This is a genomic window from Kitasatospora sp. NPDC101176, assembly GCF_044768035.1.
Classification (GTDB): domain Bacteria; phylum Actinomycetota; class Actinomycetes; order Streptomycetales; family Streptomycetaceae; genus Kitasatospora.
This window is the reverse complement of sequence record NZ_JBIWPA010000048.1, coordinates 31,781-52,858: the sequence shown is the minus strand read 5'-3', so window position 1 is coordinate 52,858 and position 21,078 is coordinate 31,781. Positions and strand designations below refer to the sequence as shown.

13 protein-coding genes are annotated in these 21,078 nt (G+C 72.8%); 7 read left to right on the top strand and 6 right to left on the bottom strand.

All coding sequences use genetic code 11. From position 1 onward, the window contains the following. Positions 1 to 100 precede the first annotated feature (100 nt). From ACIRS1_RS37380 to ACIRS1_RS37360, 5 genes are all read right to left on the bottom strand, one after another. On the bottom strand, positions 101 to 1,372 hold the full coding sequence (locus ACIRS1_RS37380) for an ATP-binding protein (protein WP_402847037.1): 1,272 nt from the start codon (positions 1,370 to 1,372) through the stop codon (positions 101 to 103). 182 nt (positions 1,373 to 1,554) lie between these two features. Continuing rightward, positions 1,555 to 2,649 carry a serine hydrolase domain-containing protein gene (locus tag ACIRS1_RS37375; protein ID WP_402847035.1) on the bottom strand — a complete coding sequence of 365 codons (1,095 nt, stop codon included), beginning with the start codon at positions 2,647 to 2,649 and terminating at the stop codon, positions 1,555 to 1,557. Between the two features lie 289 nt (positions 2,650 to 2,938). Then, a complete protein-coding gene (locus tag ACIRS1_RS37370) occupies positions 2,939 to 9,241 on the bottom strand; it encodes a DUF5979 domain-containing protein (RefSeq protein WP_402847033.1) in 6,303 nt (2,100 codons plus the stop codon). A gap of 236 nt (positions 9,242 to 9,477) precedes the next feature. Further along, positions 9,478 to 11,436: a molecular chaperone HtpG gene (gene htpG, locus ACIRS1_RS37365; RefSeq protein ID WP_402847031.1), complete on the bottom strand. Its 1,959-nt coding sequence runs from the start codon at positions 11,434 to 11,436 to the stop codon at positions 9,478 to 9,480. Between the two features lie 224 nt (positions 11,437 to 11,660). After that, the gene (locus ACIRS1_RS37360) at positions 11,661 to 12,347 is read right to left on the bottom strand and encodes a type III effector protein (protein ID WP_402847029.1); all 687 of its coding nucleotides are present in this window, start codon (positions 12,345 to 12,347) and stop codon (positions 11,661 to 11,663) included. Positions 12,348 to 12,646: 299 nt separating this feature from the next. Between ACIRS1_RS37360 and ACIRS1_RS37355 the strand changes: the two genes are divergently transcribed. Next, a complete protein-coding gene (locus tag ACIRS1_RS37355) occupies positions 12,647 to 13,180 on the top strand; it encodes a DUF4383 domain-containing protein (protein ID WP_402847027.1) in 534 nt (177 codons plus the stop codon). A gap of 173 nt (positions 13,181 to 13,353) precedes the next feature. On the opposite strand, the gene ACIRS1_RS37350 is transcribed toward ACIRS1_RS37355, so the two are convergent. After that, entirely contained in the window at positions 13,354 to 15,435 is a 2,082-nt protein-coding gene (locus ACIRS1_RS37350; protein WP_402847025.1) for a glycosyltransferase family 4 protein, read from the bottom strand. 205 nt (positions 15,436 to 15,640) lie between these two features. Between ACIRS1_RS37350 and ACIRS1_RS37345 the strand changes: the two genes are divergently transcribed. From ACIRS1_RS37345 to ACIRS1_RS37320, 6 genes are all read left to right on the top strand, one after another. Next, positions 15,641 to 16,987 carry a glycosyltransferase gene (locus ACIRS1_RS37345; protein ID WP_402847022.1) on the top strand — a complete coding sequence of 449 codons (1,347 nt, stop codon included), beginning with the start codon at positions 15,641 to 15,643 and terminating at the stop codon, positions 16,985 to 16,987. Between the two features lie 103 nt (positions 16,988 to 17,090). Beyond that, a complete protein-coding gene (locus ACIRS1_RS37340) occupies positions 17,091 to 17,393 on the top strand; it encodes a DUF3040 domain-containing protein (RefSeq protein WP_387900446.1) in 303 nt (100 codons plus the stop codon). A 164-nt stretch (positions 17,394 to 17,557) separates the two neighbouring features. Then, a complete protein-coding gene (locus ACIRS1_RS37335; protein WP_387900444.1) occupies positions 17,558 to 17,842 on the top strand; it encodes a hypothetical protein in 285 nt (94 codons plus the stop codon). A gap of 574 nt (positions 17,843 to 18,416) precedes the next feature. Next, the gene (locus ACIRS1_RS37330; RefSeq protein WP_402847019.1) at positions 18,417 to 19,118 is read left to right on the top strand and encodes a DUF4232 domain-containing protein; all 702 of its coding nucleotides are present in this window, start codon (positions 18,417 to 18,419) and stop codon (positions 19,116 to 19,118) included. Between the two features lie 202 nt (positions 19,119 to 19,320). After that, a complete protein-coding gene (locus tag ACIRS1_RS37325; protein WP_402847017.1) occupies positions 19,321 to 19,761 on the top strand; it encodes a VOC family protein in 441 nt (146 codons plus the stop codon). Positions 19,762 to 19,973: 212 nt separating this feature from the next. Beyond that, positions 19,974 to 20,879: a ribosome-inactivating family protein gene (locus ACIRS1_RS37320; protein WP_402847015.1), complete on the top strand. Its 906-nt coding sequence runs from the start codon at positions 19,974 to 19,976 to the stop codon at positions 20,877 to 20,879. Positions 20,880 to 21,078 lie beyond the last annotated feature (199 nt).

The window sequence follows — 21,078 nt, the reverse complement described above, 5'->3', positions numbered from 1 at the left end:
GCCGGGGTGGGCCGACATCAGCGCCGACCCCGGCCCACCCGAGTCCGCCCGAGCCCACCCACACCCGCTCAGGCCCGCCGCGGCCGGACGGGCCCCCGGGTCACAGCCTCGCGTGGGCGCCGATGTCGGCGCGGAAGGCCTCGACCATCGCGGCGGTGACCGTCGGGCGGCTGGCGCCGATGGCGGCGAGGTGGTCGGCGGTGGTCGCCCCCGGGACGGCGTCGTCGCGTTCGAAGGCGGTCTGTGCCGCCATGCGCGCGGCGTGCTCGATGTCGGCGGGTGAGAAGCGGTCGCTCGCGGCGACGAGCGCGGGGACGTCCACGTCGGCGCGGTCGGAGTCGAGCGCGTAGCGCGACCAGATGGCGGCGCGGGCGCCCGGGTCGGGCGGTCCGATCGGGATGACGTAGTCGAAGCGGCCGGTGCGCAGGAAGGCCGGGTCGAGCGAGCGGACGGAGTTGGTGGCGCAGACCAGCAGGCGGCCTTCGCGTTCGCGGAAGCCCGGGATGAGCTTGAGCAGTTCGTTGGTCACCCCGTGCATCGCGCCGGCCTGCCCGGCCTCCCCGCGGACGGGGGCGATCTCCTCGACCTCGTCGATGAAGACCAGTACCCGTTCCAGCTCGCCGATGCGTGCGAACGCGCTGCGCAGGGCGGCGGCGAGGTTGCCCTCGTCGGCGAGGCGGGAGGGCAGCAGTTCGACGAACGGCCAGCCCAGGCGGGAGGCGATGGCCCGGGCGAAGGTGGTCTTGCCGGTGCCGGGCGGGCCGAAGAGGGTGATCGCGCGCGGGGGCCGGACGCCGTGGCGGGCCGCGCGCTCGGGTTCGGCGAGGGGGAGCACGATCCGGCGTTCGATGAGCTCCTTCTCGGCGGTCATCCCGGCGACGCGCTCCCACAGGTCTCCGCCCAGGAGCCGGCCGCCGAGTTCGTCGAGGGTGCCGGCAGCGGGGCCGGCGGCGGGTTCGGTCTTCTCGAAGTAGGCCGCGGCGGGCCGTCGTTGGTAGCCGGCGTTGTGCAGTCCTTCGCCGAGCAGTTCGTCCTCGGGCAGCACGTAGGCGATGCGCCGGACGCGGGCCTCGACCAGCCGTCGTTCCAGTTCGCGCAGGAGTGCGCTGGCCAGGCCCCGGCCGCGCCAGGGCGGGGCGATCGCCACGCGCATCACCCAGGCCCGCTCGCCCGTCCCGGCCAGCTGGGCGAGGGCGGCCCCGATCGGCGTGCCGTCGTGGACGGCGACGACGGCGGGCTGGCGCGCGGTGAGCGCGGTGATGCACTCGGCGAGCGAGAAGACGGATTCCTGCCCGAGGGCGGCGGTGCTGTCGATCAGGTGGACGACGGCGGCCAGGTCGTCCTCGCGGTAGTCGTGGATCAGCCAGTTCACGTGCGGCGCTCCCTGCGGCGTCCGGTGGTGCGGGTTCCGGCGAAGGTAGGCGGGCCCGGGCGGGCCCGTCGTGCGCCGCCCGGGACAACACGGTGTGGACGAACCGTACGGGGAGGCGTCTTGCGTTCGGGTGCGGTGGACCCCGTCCGCCGCACCCGGGCGGACCGCGCGCGACGCTCCCGTCAGCTCGCCTTCGGCCCGTCCTGGAACACCGCCTTGACGAGCTTGTCCATCACCTTCGGGAACACCTCCGCCGGGTTCAGCTCGGCGTCCCCGGTCGTCACCCCGGCGGTCAGCGTCCTGCTGCCGTCGGGGTTGCTGTACATCAGCGCGCCGTACCCGCCCGGGGCGCCGCCGTTGTGGTGGTAGACGGTGCCGCCGGTGTCCGGGCCCAGGTCCTGGACGAACAGCCCGAGGCCGTAGCCGAGCGGCCCGTGCGGCGTGCGCATCTCGGCCAGCAGCGGCGCCGGCAGCAGCGTGCCGCCGTTCAGCGCGGAGACGAAGGTCTGGAGGTCCCGGGTGGTCGAGTACATGCCGCCGGCGCCGAACAGGAGGGAGAGGTTCTGGCGGGAGACGTCGGCGACCTTCCACTCCTCGCCGTCCTGGTAGCGGTAGTAGCCGTGGGCGTGCGGCTCCGGGAGGTCCGTGACGTCGCCCGACAGCACGGTGTCCCGCAGTCCGAGCGGCCCGAGGATCCGCCGCTGCATCTCCTCGCCGTAGGGGCGGCCGGCGAGCCGCTCGATCAGCAGCGCGGCCAGCGTGTAGTTGGTGTTGGAGTAGCTGAAGCCCGCCCCCGGCTCGAACCGCGCAGGCTTGGAGAGGGCGAGCGCTATCAGCTCCTGCGGCCGGTAGCTGCGCAACCGGGTGTCCACCCACTCCTTGCCGGTGGCGGGGACGCCCAGCACGATCGTGCCGTCCTCGTAGTACTCGCCGGTGTAGTTGAACAGCCCGCTGGTGTGCTGCAGCAGCATCCGGACCGTGATCCGCCCGTCCAGCCCGAACTCGGACAGGTGGTCGGCCACCGGGTCGTCCAGGCCGATCCTCCCCTCGGCCACCAGCTGCAGCACCGCGGTCGCGGTGAAGGTCTTGACGACGCTGCCCGTCCAGAACCGGCCGTCCGTCGGCGGTTCGGCACTCTCGCCGAGCTCGCGCACCCCGGCGCTGCCGACCCACTCGCCGCGCTCGTCGTGGACCCTCAGCTGCACCCCGGCGAAGCCGGCGTCGACCGCTTCCTGGATCGCCTGCTGCAGTTCGGGGCGGGGGTCGATCGTCTGCATGATGCTTCTCCCGTGCTTTGCGCTTCGCGTTTCTGACAACGGAAAAGCTACGTTGCTTTCCAGATATCAACAACCCACTCGTTGCGCAAAACTGACATACACGCAGGTCATGGCCGTTAAATCGTTGCAGAGGCTCTAAATCTAACGCAACGACAGCTGGCGATTCATTGCAATGGATGAAGACTGAACGCTCTGCGTGAAGCGGGGCCCTCCCACTCCGGGGCCGAACAGCCCTCCGGCTCCCGGCGCGAGCGCCGGGAGCCGGAGGGCTGTTGCCGCGGTGCCGCCGCTACCGCGACCTCCTCCTGAACACCACGAGTCCGAGGCCGAGAGCCGCGGTGACCAGCGCGATGACGGCCAGCCGGGTCCCGTCGGTGGTCGTCCCCGTCCCGGGCAGCGGTCCCGGGTGCGGGGACGTGCTGGGGTGCGCCGGGAGTGAACCGGAGTGGGAGTGCGTCGGAGTCGGGTGGGGCGAGGGGCTGGGCGACGGGCTCGGCGAGGGGCTCGGCGAGTGCGAGTGCGTCGGCGACGGGCTCGGCGAATGTGAGTGCGTCGGCGACGGCGAAGAGCTCGGCGACGGCGACGGGCTCGGCGAGGGCGGGTTCACGGGGAACTCGTTGGTGAAGGTCACCGCCCCCTGGTCACCCACCTGGACCGTTCCCGCGGGTGTCCCCGGGTCGGTGTCCTCGACGGTGACGACGGCGTTCGCCGGCGGGTCGACCTCGGTCACCGTGCACCGCGCCCCGGCGGGCACCCCGATGGTGCGGTGTCCGTCCGCGTCGAGGGTGAACCGGGCGTCCTCCGGCGGCAGGGTGACGGGCAGTTCCCGGCCGTCGGCGTCGAGGAGCACGCAGGTGACCGCGAAGGCGTACGGGCCGGAGCCGGTGCCCTTCACCTTCTTGTCGACGGTCAACCGGGCCCGGCGGAAGGTGTTGACGGCGGTGACGGCGACGGTCCGGCCGGTGCCGATGACGACCGCCGTGTCCGGCGAGTGGTGGTCGACGGCGTGCGTCGTGGCTCCGCCGGTGCGGCTCTCGGTGGCCCAGCAGCGGGCCCCGGCCGGCAACGGGTACCCGAGGTCGTCGATCTCGCGCTCGCCCGCGCCGTCGAGCGTGTACGGGCGCCGGTCCACGAGGGTGCGGACGGAGCCGTTCCCGGAGGCGACGGTGCAGGTCAGGAGCAGGGTGAAGCTGCGGTCCCGGGCGAACTCGGCCGCGTCGCCGGTGACCTGCTTGACCAGCTTGAGGCCACCGGTGGTGAAGGTGTTGGTCGCGGTGACGGTGATGTCGGGGTTCGCGGTGGTGACGACCGCCGCGTCGGCGAAGCCGCCGTGGTCGACCGCGGCGTCGGTCGCACCCGCCTTGTCCGGCTCCTCCGCCCAACAGCGCGCCCCGATGGGCAGGTCCGGGATGCGGATGCTCCCGCCCGCCTTGAGGTCGTAGCGCTTGCGGACGACGAAGGCGACGGCCGGTGCGCCGTCGGTCCCCTCCGCCTCGCGGACGCAGGTGACGCGGAGGCTGAAGACGGCGTCCCGCACGTACGGGGCGTCGGCAGGGGCGCCGGTGACCTCCTTGGTGACGGTCAGGGTGCCGAGCGAGAAGGTGTTGGTGACGTCGACGACCACGGTGTCGACCGGGCCGCCGCCGGGCCGGACGGTCACCGGGCCGACCGGGGGCGGAGTGCTGTCGGCACCCGCGGTGTCGGTCTCGGTGACGGTGCACTCGGCGCCGGCGGGCAGGTCGTCGACGGTCCCGGTGAGGCCGGGGGCCTTGAGGGCCAGGCCGCGGACGACCGCGTCCGGCTTCCCGTCGAAGGAGCAGGCGATGCGGAAGCGGAACGTGCGGTCGGCGTACCGGGTGCCGGGGCCGTCCAGCTTCTTGGTGACGCGCAGGGATCCGGTCGGGAAGTCGTTGGTGACGGTGAGGCCGGCGGCCTTGCCGGGGACGGAGCCGACGACGGCGGTGCCGGTGCCGCCGCCCGCGGAGTCGGTGGCGCTGACGGTGACGGTGGTGGCGCCGCCGGCGGCGGGTTCGGTGGCGGTGCAGTGCGCTCCGCCGGGGACGTGGTCGAGGGACTGGAGGCCCTCGCCCGCGAAGACCAGGTCCTTGGGGAAGCCCGTCAGGGGCTGTCCGGCGAGGGTGCAGTCGACCCGGACGGTGAAGGGGCCCTTGCCGACGTCCTTGGCGGCCGCACCGGTGACGGCCTTGCGGATCCGCAGGCTCGCGGTGCGGTACTCGTTACTGATGACCAGGTGCTGCCCCTCCTGGTCGGGGGTGGCCGGGGTGATCACCACCTGCTGGGCGTTGGCCTCGCCGAGGCTGGGGCTGGTGGCTCCGGCAGGGTCGGTCTCCCAGACCCGGCAGGTCGCTCCGGCGGGCACGCCGACCAGAGCCATGGGCGTGTACGGGGTGATGTCCCAGGTGCCTTCGCGGACGGTCCGGGCCGGGCCGCCCTCGGGGGTGACGGTGCACCGGTAGGCGAGGGTGTAGGGGCCGGGCGGCAGGCCCTCGGGCAGGCCGGTGACGGCCTTGTCGACGCGCAGGTTGCCGAAGCGCATGCCGATGCCGACCTTGGGCGGCTCCGTGGTGGGGAGGTCCTCGGGGGCGCCGTCGCGCACGACGGTCTCGGAGTGCGCGAAGGAGTTCCAGGCGATCGACGGGTCGTGCGGCTGGGTGAGGTCGACCGGCGCGGACATCGGCAGGCTGATGAACACCTCCGCGCCGGGCTTGAGCAGCGGGTCGAAGCCGATGCCCAGCTCGATCCCGGTGGCGTCGGGGGTGAACGCGTCCTGCCAGTTGCCGGGCTCGCACGCACGGCCGGGCGTCCGGACGGTGGCGCCGCAGGGGCTGGTCACGGTGGAGTACCGGGTGGTGAGGGCGCCGGGGCCGGTGAGGACGGGGGCGCCGGCGAGGGCCGGGCGGGGCTGCCACTCGGTGCCGCGCTGCTGGTCGCCGAGGAGGACCCCGGTGTCGCCCTGGTGCGGGAGGACGTCGAGCAGCCTGATCTGTTCGGCCGGCTCGGTCCCGGTGTTGACCGCGTGGATCAGGTATTCGTACTTCTGGCCGGGCAGCACGAGCGCGGTGCAGGGGTACTGGGTGTAGGTCCGACCGCCCTGCCGGAGGACGGGGCAGCCGGGTGAGTCGGTGGCCGCGTAGCTGCGGGTGGCCGCGTTGTAGAAGCCGAGGCCGGGATCGCCGGTGACCCACTTGGCGGCTTCGAACGCGGTGCCGGCCCGGGTGCTGATCTCGGCGCGGGACGTGCAGTAGGTGCCCGGCCCGAAGTCGGCGGTGTCGTCGACCGCCTTGCCGTCGCGGTCGGAGTCGTGTCGGCAGTCGAGGTCGGGCCGGGCCCTGGAGCCGGCCCCGGCGGTGTTCTGGACGACGGTGTCGCCCGGGACGCCGGGGGCGAGCCGGACCTGGAAGGTGATCCTGATCTCGGCGCCGGGGAGCAGCGTGAATCCGCTGAAGTCCCAGACGGCCTTGGTGATGCGGCCGGTGGCGTCGCGCTGCGGCTGGTAGGCGGGTGCCGGGGGCGGGTTGGTGCCCGGTCCGCTCGCGGTGATCCGGAAGGGCAGTCCACCGGCGCCGGCGTAGGTCTCGTCGAAGCGCAGCAGCGCGGGGACGGGGTCGGCGACGACCGGGTCGGGCAGCGGGCCGGTGCCGGTGTTGCGGACGGTGATGGTGAAGGGCGCGCTCTCACCGGGGCCGATCCGGCTGTCGGGGGTCTTGGTGACGGCGATCCTGGCCGTGCCCTCCTCGAGGGTGAGGGTGGCGGTGCTGTCGCCGAAGGGGAAGAGGGTGCCGGGCTGCTGGAGGCTGCTCTCGCCGGCGGCGCGGGCCGTGTCCCGGAGGGTCCCGGGCACCTGGGCGGCCGGGTCGGAGCGCAGGGTCGCGCGGGCGGCGACCTTGAGGCAGACGGTGGCCTGCGGGCAGGGGCCGTCGGGGTGGTAGCCGGCGCCGGGGGTGAGCACGTGGCCGCCGCCGGATCCGGTGAAGGTGAAGCGCAGGCCCCTGACGTCGCCGGCGTCGACGCCGGCGGGCAGGGCGGGTGTGGTGTCGCCGGTCGGGGTGCCGGTGGTCCAGCCGGCGGCGGGTGTGTCGCAGGCGGCGGTGCAGGCGTCCACCCGGACGCGGTCCGCGCCGGGCGGGAAGCTCACTCCGGCGATCCGCAGGAGGTCGACGGCGTCGAAGAAGTCCGCGTCGGTGTCGGTGACGACGAGCTGCCGGAGGTTGGTGTTGCCGGTGTTCTCGGCGCGGATCCTGAGGTCGACCTCCGGCCGGGGGACGCTGGGCAGGGTGCGGGCGACGGTGGAGGGGGCGAGGCTCTTCTGGACGGATCCGCCGGTGCGGGCGGGGGCGGTGGTGGTGTCCTCGTGGGTGCAGGCGGGGCCGCCGACCGGGTTGCCGCCGCTGGTGATCTGCATGCAGTTGCGGAAGCTCCGGCCGTCCGGCACGCCGTCGCGGCGTACGACGGTCACGGTGACGATCAGTCGGCCGTGCGGGGCCAGGTCACCGTCCACACGGGCGCGGACGCCCCGGGCGCGGTCCAGCAGGGCCCGGTCGGCGGCGTCGTACGGGACCCACCCGCGGGCGGTGGGGTCGTACACCTCCAGCTGGACGGGCAGTCCGTAGGGGTAGCGGTAGGAGACGGTCAGGTCGGTGAGCGCGGCGGCGTCGAAGACGGTGCCGCTCGCGGTGGGGTCGGCCGGGTCGGTGATCGCCGGCCGGGCCATCGGGCCGTTGCCCTCGTTCGCCAGGTCGAGGGTGAAGGTCACCGGCTGGCCGGGCGGCAGGTCGTTCTGGCTGGCCGTCTTGGACTGGCGGACGTCCGTCCTCGGGTCCTCGACCGGCAGGGACCGGCAGGCGGTGGAGGTCCCTTCCCCGGCCCCGTTCACGGGGTTGCCCGCGGTGGCGTCCACGCAGTTGCGCACGCCGTCCCTGGTGTCGTCGGCGGTGACCCGGTCGTTCAGCGAGCCGTGCAGGGCCAGGCCGGCGGCCGCGTTCGGCGCGATGGTGCCCAGGCCGGTGGCCTCGGTGCCGGTGAAGGTGGCCGACACCCGGCTCGGGGGGCTGCCGGGCGGGCACCCGGTGGCGGGGAGGTCCTGGGTGGTCGGCGGCTGGGCGAGGCTGACGGCGGCGGGCGTGCTGCCGTCCCGGCAGGTCACCCGCACCGTGGCGGCGCTCGCGCCGGCGGGGAAGGTCACCCGCAGCCTGCCGACGTCCACCTTGTCGAACGCGCTCGGGGTGTGCGCCGAGGGCTCGGTGACGGTGATGGAGGCGACCGGGAAGGAGGCGGTGTTGCGGCCGGTGGCGAGCACGGTGACGGGGGCCCGGGTGCCCAGGACGGCGCTGCCGTCGGCGGTGAAGTCACCGTCGGTGTCGGAGAAGAACTCCTTGCCCGCCTCGACGGTGGCGATGTTGGGCAGGATGTCGTAGTCGGCGCAGGCCTGTTCACCCGTCACCTTCCCGGCGACCGGGTCCTCGGCCGTGGTGGCGGCGCAGTTGCGGACGCTCTGGCGGGTGGTGGGCGCGAGCGGTTGACCGGTCGAGCGGACGGTGTCCCGCAGCTTCAGGTGCAGCGGCACCTCCCCGCCCTCCCGGTCGTACGGGAGCGGTGTGCCGCCGGAGCCGGTGAACTCCAGTCGCACCCCGGTCACCGAGCCGGCCGGGGCCTGACCCGGCAGCTGGAGGTCGGGGCCCGCGGTGGGCGGCCCGGCCAGGTACTCGTCCGCCGCGCACGGCGAGCCGACGGGCTTGGTGCACACCAGGACCCGCACCCGGTCGGCACCGGCCGGGAACCGGGTCACCGGCCCGACGCCGGTGAGGTCGAAGTGGTCGAACGTGGCCGGGGTGTCGTCCTCGACGGTGAGCCGGGCCACCGCCGCCGAGGTGGACGATCCGTTGCGCACCCCGAGCGTGACGGTGCTGTCCGCGCGCGACTGCGCCACGGCGGACCCGTCGGCCCACTTCTTGCTCGTGACCGGCCGCACGACCCGCGGGATCCGCACCGTGACGTCGGCGCCGTCCTCGGCCGAGGAGGCGTTGTCGGCCTTGATCGTCGCCGTGTTCCGGACGGTCGCGCCGTCCTGCAGGGTGGTCTCCTTCGGCACCCGCATCCCGATCGGGAGGTTGCGGCTGGCGCCGGCGGGCAGCCCGGTGCTGCCGGCCGGCGCCGGCGGGCTCGGCAGCGGTTCGGCGAAGGTGATGGTCAGCTTCCGCGTCGAGGCGTCGTAGACGACCGTGCGGGTGTCGGTGGTCCTCGGCAGGGAGGTGATGTCGAACTCCGGCGGCAGGACGTCCTCGATCACCGGGTTGACGCAGGAGGTGGTGAGCGAGGAGCAGCTCGCCGTGAGCTCGTAGGAGAACACCCCGCCGGCCTCCACCGGCATCGTCGCGCCCGTCACCCGCTTCTGGATCCCGACCACCGCGTCACCCGCGGCCCGCGCGGCGCCCGCCCTCTCCCCGCCCGACGGCCGCCCGCTCGGCGGGGGCCCGGCGGACGCCCCACCGGCCAGGGTGACGGCGAGGAGCCCGCCGATCGCTGATGGAACGACCACCGGCCAGAGCCTGGCGAAAGCCGGTCGAACGAACATGGGACCCCTCATCGGTGAAAGGCACGACTCACACGGACGGGTCACATGATGTAACTATTCAGTGACATAATGTGACTAATACATGCGTGTCGTGCCCTCGATCCACCGATCAGCCCTCGACTCACCGTCCGGCCCGGTCGGCCCGGTCGGTTCCGGCCGGGGCACGGGTGCGGCCGAGTGGCACGGGTGCGGCCGGCCGGGCACTGCCGACGACGACGGGCCGCACCCGCGGACGGCTACAGGGTACGGGCGAGACGATCGGTGAGCAGACGGGCGAAGCGGGCCGGGTCGGGCAGGTCGCCGCCTTCGGCGAGCAGGGCGCTGCCGTGGAGGAGTTCTGCGGTGTCCGCGAGTGCCGGCTCGTCGGGGTTCGCCTGGTGGGCCTGGTGCAGGGCGGTGACGAGCGGGTGGCCTGGGTTGAGTTCGAGGATGCGCTTGACCTGGGGGAGGTCCTGGCCCATGGCCCGGTACATCCTCTCCAGGGTCGGGGTGAGATCGTGGGCGTCCCCGACGAGGCACGCGGCGGAGGTGGTCAGGCGGGTGGAGAGGCGGACCTGCTTGACGTGGTCGGCCAGGGCGGTCTGGAGCCACGCGAGGAGAGCGGCGAAGTCCTGTTCGCGCTGGGCCTTCTGCGCCTTCGCCTCCTCGCCGCCGTCACCGTCGGCTTCGTCGTCGAGGTCGACCTGGCCCTTGGCGATGGACTGGAAGCGGTGGCCGTCGAAGGCGGGGATCTGGTCGGTCCAGACCTCGTCGACGGGGTCGGTGAGGATGAGGACCTCGTAACCCTTGGCGGTGAAGGCCTCCATGTGCGGGGAGTTCTCCGCCATGGCGCGGTTCTCGCCGGTCAGGTAGTAGATCGCGTCCTGGCCGTCCTTCATCCGCGCGACGTACTCGCGCAGCGTGGTCGTCTTCTCCACGTCGTGGGTGGAGGCGGCCGAGACGAGTTCGAGGAGGGTGTCGGTGTTGTCGCGGTCCTCGAGCAGGCCTTCCTTGAGGACCCGGCCGAACTGCTCCCACACCTTCGTGTAGGTCTCGCTGTCCTTGGTCTGCATGGCCTTGATGGCGGCGAGGACCTTCTTGACCAGGCGCCGGCGTACCGCGGTGATCTGGCGGTCGTGCTGCAGGATCTCACGGGAGACGTTCAGCGACAGGTCGTGGGCGTCCACGACACCCTTGACGAAGCGCAGGTAGTTCGGCATCAGCGCGTCGCAGTCGTCCATGATGAACACGCGCTTGACGTACAGCTGCACCCCGCGCTTGGTGTCGCGGGAGAACAGGTCGAACGGGGCGTGGGCAGGGATGAACAGCAGCGCCTCGTACTCGAACGTGCCCTCGGCGCGCATGTGGATGGTCTCGGCCGGGTCCTGCCAGTCGTGGCTGATCTGCCGGTAGAACTCGTGGTACTCGCCCTCCGTCACCTCCGAGCGCGGGCGTGCCCACAGGGCCTTCATCGAATTCAGCGTCTCCGGCTCCCCCGCGGCCTCGTCCCCGGAGGCGGACTCGGCAGCGCCCTCGGCCTCGCCCGTGGTGCCGACGGGCTCGGAGGCCATGCGGATGGGCCAGCGGATGAAGTCCGAGTACTGCTTGACGACCTGGCGGATCTTCCACGCCGCGAGGTAGTCGCCGAGACCGTCCTCGCCGTCCGCCGGCTTGAGGTGCAACGTGACCGAGGTTCCCACCGGCAGACCGTCCGCCGGCGCGATGGTGTAGGTGCCTTCTCCGTCGGACTCCCACACGGTGCCCTGATCGGTGCCGGCTCGGCGGGTGTGGAGGGTGACCTTGTCGGCGACCATGAACGCCGAGTAGAAACCGACGCCGAACTGCCCGATCAGGTGCTGCGCGGCGTCCGCGTCCTTGGCCTCCTTGATCTTGGCCAGCAGGCTCGCGGTGCCGGACTTGGCGATGGTGCCGATCAGGTCGACGACGTCCTCGCGGGTCATGCCGATGCCGTTGTCGCGCACCGTCAGGGTGCGGGCCGCCGCGTCGACCTCCAGCGTGATGTGCAGGTCGGAGGTGTCGGCTTCGAGGTCGGTGTCGGTGAGGGATTCCAGGCGGAGCTTGTCCAGGGCGTCTGAGGCGTTGGAGATCAGCTCCCGCAGGAAGATGTCCTTGTTCGAGTAGATCGAGTGGATCACCAGCTGCAGCAGCTGGCGTGTCTCCGCCTGGAACTCCAGCGTCTCGGTCGGGCTGGCCACGGGAGGCGTCTCCTTCAGTCGAAAGGCTATCGGGCAGTGAGGGGTTCGAGTCTGGTTGTCGGGCCGTACGGGCGTGCCGCGCGGCCGGCTGCGGGCATCTCCTCGAGGGCGGCGCCAGCGGGGCAGGGCCTCCGGCATCGGTGACGGTCCACCACCGTTGCCAGCCAGGGGACACGAGGGCCGCACGGCGTCGACTCGCTCAGGCCCCGACCCGGCCGGGGCCGTCACGCACCGGCCGGGGGCGTGCGGCGGTGCCGACCGCTGTCGGCGCGCAGCTGGTCGGTGCGGACGGTGAGCTCATCGAGGCGGCCGGCGATGGCCGGGTGGGCCGCTTCCAGGAAGGGCCGGGTCGCAGCGAGCGGGGCGAGCAGGTGGACGGCGTCGTTGTCGCCGAGCGCGTCCAGCAGTCGTTCCATGACGGGCGCCGCCGAGGCGTTGAGGCCGTCCAGGGCGCCGATCTGTCCGGCGAGGCGGCGCAGGTCCGCGGCGTTGTCGCGGGCCCAGGTGGTCACCGCGCGGTCGGCGGCGCGCTGATCGCGTGCGGCCTGGACGCGCTGCTCCCCGGTGCTGCCGGCCTCGGTGCCGGCGTCGGCGTCGGGGCGCATGCGCAGGTAACGGCGTTCGGCGGCCTGGCGGCTCTGGACGCCCATCGGTTCGGCGAGGTCGGCCCAGGTGGCACCGGCGCCGCGGGCGGTCTCGATCAGACCGGTCTCCCAGCCGGCGAGTTCCTCGCGAAGGTGGCGCAGCAGCAGGAGCGCGGACAGGGCCTGGGCCGGGTCCTGGTGGCCTGCGTCGTCCGGGGGCGCGTGGCGGGCGGTTCGGGCGGCGGCGTCCATCGCGCCCAGCGCGGCGGCGGCGGCCAGGAACGAGGCCGGCCCCACCCTGGCGGCGCCGACGTCCGGAGTGTCCATGTCGTCACTCTTTCGCTGACTTGATGTGTGTCATCGTCCGGATGACAGATTACAACACCCGGTGCCGCGCCACACCGGTGAGAACCACCCGGAGGGCTCGACCTGCCCGGCGCCCTGCCGGAGACCGGCGAGGCCGACCACCTGTGCCGTGTCCCCCGGAGCGAGAACGCGCTGGGCACGGGATCGAAGCGCAATCGATGCGGCACCGCTGCGACTACGTCTCTGGGCTCGTCTGGCCGAGTCTGCAGATCGGGCCGCACGGTGCGCGCCCACCGGATCCTCCCGAGATGGAGCACACCATGAAACTGCACGATGAACTGCCCGTCGACCACCGGCTTTCCCAGGTCTACCGCGTCGGGGCCGGTCTGTGTGGTGCGGCCCTCCTCGTGTTCGGCTGCCTCGGATTCGCGGACGGGCTGTCCTTCTTCAGCACCTCCGGGGAGACCGTCGCGGGCTTGTCCAGCAACGGCCTGCTCAGCCTCGTGTCGGTGGTGACGGCCGTCGTACTCGTCGGCGGTGCGGCCGTCGGCGGGAACACTGCTTCCACGATCAACATCACCGTGGGCGCGCTGTTCGTCCTCAGCGGCTTCGTCAACCTGGCACTGCTGGACTCGTCGGCCAACGTCCTGGCCTTCCGCATCCAGAACGTGCTGTTCAGCTTCGCGATGGGACTGGTGATCGCCACCTTCGGCATGTACGGGCGGGTGAGCGGCAAGCTGCCGCTCGACAACCCCTACTGGCGCCACCGCCACGAGCGGTCGACTGCTCGCAACCGGCCTGAGGGGGTACCCGGCGTGGTGGCGCGCTCCGGCCTTCCCGGGCGGCCGGCGTGAGCGGACCGCGCCCGCACCCGGGTGTTCGCCGATCAGCCCGGGCCGCGCTTCCTCGCCCCGGGGAAAGGCGGCCCGGGTTCGGACGCCCGGTGCTACTGATCGAGGCCCGCCCGGTGCTGCGCGCCGGCGGGTCGTGGAGCCCGCCGCCGTACGCCGCCTCCCTCGGCGGGATCTCACCCGTCGCCTTCCCGACCTGCACCGGCCGGGTCCGTGCGGCACGTGGCCCGGTAGGCGTCCGCGAGGGATGCCGCCACGGCGTCGATACCGAACCGCTCCCGCACCGTCGCAGCCCCGGCTGCCGCCATGGCCGCGAGCTCGGCCGTCGGGGTGAGGACGAACGAGCGCAGGCCCTCGGCAAGCGCGTCCGCCGATTCAGTGGCCAGCAGCCGCCCGTTGACTCCGTCGCGCAGATAGTGGGAGGCCCCGCCGCGCCGGGGGGCGGCCACGGGCAGACCGGCTTCCATGGCCTCGAGCACGGCAAGGCCGAACTCCTCCTTCGCGCTGGGGCACACGTAGAGCGCCGATCCCGGTCCGCGCCATGCCAATGCCTTCTCCAGGAGACGGACACGCCGGTTGGGCAGAGCGGGCCACAGTGCCGCCCGGCTTCGTGCGACCGGGTCCGCGGCCAGGAGTTCGGTGACCCTGGTGCTGACCGCCGTTTCGATGGTGGTCGGGTCGGTAGGCGACCCACCGACCAGCAACAGGGTCGTGCGGTGGTGCAGGCCGGCGAGCAGCCAGGCCTGCACCAGCCGCTCCTGCTGTTTGACGGGGTGAAGCCGCCCCACGCAGAGCAGGAGGGGAAGCTCACAATCGGTCGCGTCCAGGCCGCCGCCGTTGCCACCGCCGCGGAACAGGCGTGCGAGGATGCTGCGTCCGGTCGCGGCGTCGTCAGGAGCAGGCCTGAACGGCGCAATGCCCTCGGGCTGGACATGGACCGACCTTCTGTCCAACTGCGGGAAGTGTTCCGATAGTTCCTTCACTCCGTTCCGCCCGGGCATGGCGACCAGCAGGTCGGCGCGGTCCACGAGGCGGTCGGCGACGAAGATCCGGTGCATGTCCAGGCGCAGCGTGCGGCCTGCATCAGTGGTCTGCTCAGGGGCCAGGCCGGCGTGCCGTTCGTCCATCGTCCGGTGCGGATCGGGGGTGACCGTGAAGGCGAGCTTGGCGCCGTAGCGGCGTGTGGCCTGGGCGATGGCGAGGGAGGCGTCGTCGGCGAACCTGACGTGAGTGATGTCCGGTCGGGCTCCCGGGAGTTCGAAGACTCGGGTCGCCCACCATGCCAGTGCGGGCTGATGTGCGGCTGCGTTCTGCGGGTCGAGTGCCTCCGGTGAGTCCACGGGCAGTCGCACAAGCAGGTGCGCCGCGCTCAAGCGGCTCACCTGTTCCGGGCATTGGGCTTCCGCGGGCTGGGCGGCCGTCAGGGTGAGGACCCGTGCCGCGCGCGCGTGGGTCGTCAGGGCTTCGCCCAGAGCGGTCAGCAGCACGCTCATACCACCGCTGAGTCCGGCACCGGGTTCCTCCAGGCGGCCCAGCAGCATCGACTGCGCGACGACCGGAGAGGCCGTGAACGGCTTCGTCAGCGAGTCGAACGCCGCCCTGAACCGCTGTCCCGCCGACGACCCGGGGCGGGCCCGCTCGTGGCATGCGGCGAGGAGCAGTTGCTCGTAGGCGTCCAGGCCGATGTCCGAACCCGGCAGCACGAGGCCCCCGTCCGGCACTCCCGAAAGGTAGCGCCAGAGCGCATGCCTCTGGAGCCGTCCGGTGGGCTGCAGTCCGGCGGCCTCCCTCGCGGAGAGGGGGCGGAGGCTGTTCGCGTCCGCCACATCGAGGAGGAAGGCGGTTCCGGCGGGACCGGGAGTCGCGAGCAGCCGTCGGCGGATCTCGGCGCTGGCGCTCAGGCCGTCGTCGGGATCGCAGCTGCGTTCCCACGCCTCGGCGAGAGCGGTCCGTTCCCACGGTTCCAGGTCCGGGATTGCGCCCGCGGCGGCCAGCACCCTGGTCGGCATCGCGCGCTCGCGCCTGGCCAATCGCCTGAGCCGCGCCGCACGGCGGTCCGAGTGGGGCAGGAGTGAGTCCGGACGGGCCCGGGTTCCCCCGTACTCGGCCCGCGCCAGGCGTCCGAGCAGATCACCACCGGTGACGGCGACCACGCCCTGGGTCCAGTGGAACCGCCGCCAGGCGGCGAGAGCCCCGGCGCCCGCGGCACCGGGCCGTCGCGCTGCAGCGGCCGGACCAGGCGTGACGTGGTGTGTCATCGGTCTTCCTCCCATACCACCGAACGGTCACCGGCACGTTCGGAGGCAGGTAGTGGAACGGATTGGACACGGTGCGTCGGGCCCCGGCACCACGGCATCCGCTCTGCGCCGCACGGCCCGGCCGCGTCGTCCGTCCGTGGCTCTCAGGGGATTCCTGGCATCATCGGAAGCCGCACGCGATCCGAAGCCCTTGACGGAGGACACCATGGCCCGCGTCGCCGTGATCAGCCCGCCTTTCCACTCCCATGCTCGGCCGCTCGCCGCGCTCGGTGCCTCACTGGCCCACCACGGCGCACGCGTCGACTTCGCCTGCACCCGCGCCTTCGACGACCTCGCCACCCGGAGCCGGCTCGGTTTCACCGAACTCTCCGTCACCCGAAACGCCAACCACGGCATCGCCGAATCCACCCGCCAGGACGAGGCCGAGGCCCAGCGCCTTCGCGAATTCCTGGACGCGACGTTCGACGGGCCGACGGCAACCCTCCTCACCCAGGCGCGCCACCGCGGCGACGACATGCTCGCCGAACCCGAACGCGTCCTGCGCGACCTCGCGGCCCTTGACGCACAGCTGCGCCCGGACTGGTACCTCGTCGACCAGCTCTCCTACTCCGCGACCCTCGCCCTGCACTGCCTCGGCCTGCCCTACGCCACCTTCTGCCCCGGCCACCCCAGCTATCTGCCGGCCCCCGACGCCTACTTCGGGCTGCCGTACGCGTGGCCCGAAGCGCTCCGGCCCGCCCCCGCCGATCTCGACCGACTGCGCGCCGCGGTCGCGGCCAACGACGCCGCCTTCACCGCCGTCTTCAAGGCGATCGCCCGCCTCCACGCTCCCGGCAGGCCCGAGCCCGACCGAGCCTTCACCCTGTGCTCACCGCACGCGGTCGTGTTCAACTACCCACGTCTGCCCTGGCTTCCCCCCGCCCCGAGAGGCCCCAAGGCCTTGTACGCCGGCCACCTGCTGCCGCACCGTGGCACCGCGGTGCCGGACGCGCCGTGGCGGGCCGTGCTAGCGCGCATGACCGCAGACGGGCGCCCCGTGGTGCTGGTGGCGCTGGGCACCTTCCTGTCCGCCCGCCACGACGTCCTGGCGACCGTCACGGCAGGAATCCTCCGCCACACCTCGGCCTCCGTCATCGTCGCCGCCGGCAACCGTGTCGCCGATGTCACGGGCCACGCGTTGCTGCACGACGCCCCGCCCGAACGGCTGCACGTGGCCCCGGTCATCCCGCAGCAGGAACTGCTCTCCCATGCCGCCGCCATGGTCCACCACGGAGGCAACAACTCCTTCACCGAATCCGTGCACGCCGGCGTCCCCGCACTCGTCCTGCCCTTCTCCAGCGATCAGTTCGCCATCGCCCACGACGCCGAGCGCGCCGGCCTCGGCCGCTGCCTCGACCCCAACACGCTCACCCCGGAATCCGCCGGATCCGCAGTCGCGGACCTCCTCGCCGGAGGCGTCAGCGGGACCGCCGAACTCAGCAAGCGCATCCGCGCCCGTGGCCCCGACTGGACCTCAGCCGCGCTCCTGACACACATGCCCGCAAGCCGCTGAACACACGGCTCGGGCACCGCGGGCGAGCGAAACGCTGCGAGTGGCGACCGGCTGCAGCCGACGGACGCTGGAACGGCACCGACGGGTCGAAGGAGGCACCACCGTGAACGGACCCCTGACCGACCAGGAGCAGCGGCTGCTGAACGACATCGGGCAGCACCTGCGCCTCGACTCACCCGGACTTCACCGTCTCCTCAGCCGACGGCCGACGCTCCTGCGGCGGCTCCTCCACCGTCCCCGTCTCCTCGCCGCCCTGGCCTCGGTGCTGACGGCTCTGACCACAGCCTGCGCCCTCTTCGCGGCTGCGAGCGGGCCGGCCGCGCCCGCGGCCGCAGCCTCGGCCGCCGTCTGGGCGATCCTGCTCGCGCTCGTCTTCCGCCGGCTCGCAGGTCTTCGCGCCCACTGAGTGTCATCCGCCCAGGATGGCCGGAAGCACGCGCAGGGCGCTGCCGGCCGCCCCGAACGCCGTCCGACAGGCCGATGCGTCAACGATGCGACCCGCATGGACCGAGGTCGGCAGCCAGCCTGGAACAACGGGAAACCGGACCTCACAGCCCCATGGGAGTAGTCATGAACATCGTCCGTCGGCTCCATGAAGCCGGAATCACCAGCGAACACGCCTACGCCGCGGCGTTCGGGTCCATCGGACTGTCCCTGCTGAGCTGGGTCGCATCCATGAAGGCCGAACAGGCCGGAGTCGAGCGAGCAGACCGGTGGGGCATCTTCGTCGGCGAATGGGCTCCCACCTTCTTCGGGCTCGGCCTGGCCCTCGCCGGCTACGAGAGCCGGGCGTCCGCCCCTGCCAGGAGCTCCCGGAGCGCGTGGCTCGACCATCCGGAGGAGAAGGCCGGATGATCAGGCCTTCTCCTCCGTTCCGGCCCCGCAACTGCGATCGCGGGGCCGGATCCCTGCTCGCGGACAGCCGCGGTTCAACGGCCTGCCGCGCCTCGGGCACCACTCCTGCGGGCCGGGTTCGGGCGCCTCGCGGACGCGGTGGCGCTCCCGATCCCCAGGGTGCCGGCGGGAGCACGACCGGCAGGGGTACGCGATGGTCGCCGGGCCGCTCGCCGCACACCGCGAAGGCCCTGGATCGGCCGGCCACGCGGGTCGGCCCCGGTCCCCGCTGCCGTGGTCGCGACGTCATCGCGGGCCCAGGTCAACGTCGTCCATGTCACGGATCCGTCCCGGCGAGCGGGCCTCGACGTGGGAGGTGTGCGGAGGCGTCCTGAAACAGCGTCAGGGCAGGTCAGCGGCGGTTTGCGGGACGGCGTGGCGGGTGGCGGCGCGGGTGGTTCCCGGCCGTACATGTCACAGCACTGTCCTGGCCGCGGCCCGGGCGGAACGGTTCGCCCGGCGGAACGGTCCCGATCTTCGGAAGCCCGCTCACACCGAGCACCGAGCACCGCCCGCCCCACTTGGAGGAAACACCGTGCGCGTCCACAAGCTCGCCTTCGCCACCCTGGCCGTCACCGCCGCCCTCTCGCTCACCGCCTGCCAGAACGACGAGCCGGGCACCGCCCAGGGCGCCCCCACCACCGCCCCGGCCGCGACCACCGGTGCCGCCCCCGGCGGCGCTCCGGCCCCCAACGGCCCGGCCTCCAACGCTCCGGCCCCCAACGGCCCGGCCTCCAACGCCCCTGCGCCGAGCGGACCGGGAAAGGCCACCACGCCGCCCGCCGCCGCACCGGCCGGCTCCACCGCGGCCGGGGGTCCCGCCAAGTGCCGGACCGCGGACCTGACCCTCACCGCCACGGACCACACCATCACCGGCGACCCCGCCAACACCGTCGTCGTCGAGCTGAAGAACCACAGCGGCAAGGACTGCACGCTCTCCGGATACGCGGGCGTCGACCTGAAGACCTCCGCCGGCACCCTGTCCGCGAAGCGCTCCGGCGAACCGGTCGTCGCGGGCACCGTGAAGAACGGCAAGTCGACCTACTTCGGCATCACCTACCCGGCCAACACCACGGGCGGCTCCGGCGTCCGGATCACCGGCCTGGTGGTGACCCCGCCGGACGAGACCCAGTCGGTCACCCTGCCCTGGCCCGGCGCCGGCTCGCTCCCCGTCACCGACACCGCCGGATCCCCGGTGAAGATCGGCCCGATGGGAAGCGCCGGCCAGGGCGAGTGACCACGGGCGACCGGCCCCACCCGAAGGCGCAGCGACGTCCGGCGACAGCCCGCCACGGCAGCGCGACACGGCAGCGCGCGGCGCCACCGGGAGCAGGCGCCCGGACGGCGGCCGGGGCAGGATGTCGAGAACGCGCCACCGGCTCCGTCCCGGGGACATCGGCGGCCACCACCGGCTGCACGAGGAAGAAGGAGGAACCGGCATGGCTGTTCAGCGGATGGACAACGTCGGCATCGTCGTCGAGGACATGGACGCCGCCGTCGCGTTCTTCGTGGACCTCGGCCTGGAACTGGAGGGCAGGGGGGAGGTCGAGGGCCTCTTCGCCGACCAGTGCACCGGACTCGACGGCGTCCACTGCGAGATCGCGATGGTCCGGACCCCGGACGGCCACAGCCGGCTCGAGCTCGCGAAGTACCGCAGCCCCGCCGCGACCAGCCCCGGACCACGCAACCGGCCGCACAACGTCCTGGGCACCCACCGCGTCATGTTCGCCGTCGACGACATCGAGGACACCGTCGCCCGCCTGCGGCCGCACGGCGCCGAACTCGTCGGCGAGATCGCCCGGTTCGAGGACAGCTACCTGCTCTGCTACCTCCGCGGCCCCGAGGGCATCATCGTCGGCCTGGCCGAACAACTCCGCTGAGCAGCCGCGACCGGCCCACCCGGCCGCCGAGCGGGACACCGACGGCCACGCCCGGGGTGCGTCCCGGACCGAAGGCCGTGCACGCACAGGTCAGACGGCATGCGCCACCAGGCATCAGCGCACGCGCGAACCCGCGCACGATGATCCGGCACACCGGAACACGCCCGGGGGCGCCTCGGCGTTCTCCGGGACATCATCAGCAAGGAACCGCGTTGAAGAAGAACACTGCCGCGCTGCTGTCGCTCTCGGCGGCCACCGCTCTCCTGGTCTCCCTCGCGGGCACCGCGTCCGCGGCGCCCGCCCTCACCGGCACACCCGCCGCAGGGAGCCGGCCGCAGTCCGTCGCCCGCGCCGCAGCACTCCAGAGCTGGCCCATCATCGACTGGGACATCACCGACATCACCTCCGGCGCGGGCCAACACGCGGCCCGCTACTGGAACCTGATCGACGCGATCCACCGCAACACCTACGGCGACGCGACCGGCGCCGACAGCGGACTCGTCCAGCAGACCACCCGCAACGAGAACCGGCTGATCCAGATCCGCGTGATGAACGGCGGGGCCCACCTCGTCTCCGTCTACCTGTGGGCCGACAACCTCTACATCGCCGGCTTCTACTCCCCCGGCGCCAACCAGCACTGGGCCTTCCAGGACGGCCGCCAGGAGCAGTTCCAGACCGACCTCGGCATCACCGCACGCCTCATGCCGCGCACCGGCAACTACAACGGCATCACCGGCGGCAGCACCCGCGAGAACCTCTACCTGGGCGCCACGAACATCTTCGACGCGCTCTACGGCCTCCACAACGTCGGCCAGTGGAGCGAGACGACCATCGACCGGGGCATGCTGATGGCGATCACCATCTTCTCGGAAGCCGCCCGGTTCGGCCCGATCTTCAACCGGGTCTACGGGAACATCAACGGCTGGACCAACTACCAGCTGAGCGTGGACTACCGGGACATGGAGAACCAGTGGGGCAGGCTCTCCCAGGCCGCCCACGCCTGGCGCCAGGGCCGCACCGCCTCCGTGCGGCTGATCGGCAACAACGTCACGAGCTTCGACCAACTGCGGCGCGTGGTCGGCTTCGTCGAGCTCCACGGCTCGGAAGCCCTCCTGTAGCATCGGCCGCTCGCCGGGGCACCGGGGCCGCCCGGACGGCAGGCCGCTGCGCCGGCAGACGGGCGGCCCCGGGAAGCAGCGGGGCGCCGGGGAGCGACCAGGGGCCGACCGGGTGACCTGCCCGTACCGCTCCCCCGTTGTCCTCGTTCAACCCCGGTACCCGCCGCGACCAACCCGGCGGTCCCACCCACGGGGAACA

Coding starts and splice junctions, on each gene's coding strand:
- ACIRS1_RS37345 (WP_402847022.1), top strand. CDS start 15,641: ATGGCCCGCGTCGCCGTGATCAGCCCGCCTTTCCACTCCCATGCTCGG.
- ACIRS1_RS37350 (WP_402847025.1), bottom strand. CDS start 15,435: ATGACACACCACGTCACGCCTGGTCCGGCCGCTGCAGCGCGACGGCCC.
- ACIRS1_RS37355 (WP_402847027.1), top strand. CDS start 12,647: ATGAAACTGCACGATGAACTGCCCGTCGACCACCGGCTTTCCCAGGTC.
- ACIRS1_RS37335 (WP_387900444.1), top strand. CDS start 17,558: ATGAACATCGTCCGTCGGCTCCATGAAGCCGGAATCACCAGCGAACAC.
- ACIRS1_RS37325 (WP_402847017.1), top strand. CDS start 19,321: ATGGCTGTTCAGCGGATGGACAACGTCGGCATCGTCGTCGAGGACATG.
- ACIRS1_RS37375 (WP_402847035.1), bottom strand. CDS start 2,649: ATGCAGACGATCGACCCCCGCCCCGAACTGCAGCAGGCGATCCAGGAA.
- ACIRS1_RS37370 (WP_402847033.1), bottom strand. CDS start 9,241: ATGTTCGTTCGACCGGCTTTCGCCAGGCTCTGGCCGGTGGTCGTTCCA.
- ACIRS1_RS37360 (WP_402847029.1), bottom strand. CDS start 12,347: ATGGACACTCCGGACGTCGGCGCCGCCAGGGTGGGGCCGGCCTCGTTC.